The sequence below is a fragment of the Mesorhizobium sp. M8A.F.Ca.ET.208.01.1.1 genome, from assembly GCF_004791315.1.
Classification (GTDB): Bacteria; Pseudomonadota; Alphaproteobacteria; order Rhizobiales; family Rhizobiaceae; genus Mesorhizobium.
Genome location: NZ_SRUT01000304.1, coordinates 1 through 301 on the forward strand (window position 1 = coordinate 1; position 301 = coordinate 301).

The window sequence follows — 301 nt, forward strand, 5'->3', positions numbered from 1 at the left end:
CCCAGATTGGCGAACATCTGGTGCGGCTTGACCACCCAGGGGCAGTTGGTGAGCCGGATCTCGTCGCCGTCGACAGGCCCGGCCACCGCCAGCACGGCCGAATGCGGCTGGATTGACGAGCGGTCGAGCACCGCCGCCTGGATCGCCTCGTCGATGGTCTTGAAATTGGCCGTCTGGACGATCTGCGGCTCGGTCGCTTCCGAATTGGCATCGAGCACGATCGAGAAGCGCGCATTGGTGCCGCCAATGTCGCCGATCAGAACCGGAAACCGCAGCGCTGTATCGTCTTCGGGCCGCCGAG

The 301-nt window shown here is 65.1% G+C and carries 1 protein-coding gene; it reads right to left on the minus strand.

Going from position 1 to position 301, the window contains the following annotated elements; all coding sequences use genetic code 11:
* Nucleotides 1-275 (minus strand): glucokinase (locus EN851_RS35405; RefSeq protein WP_189587366.1); only part of this gene is annotated, 275 nt, incomplete at its 3' end.
* Nucleotides 276-301: the final 26 nt, after the last annotated feature.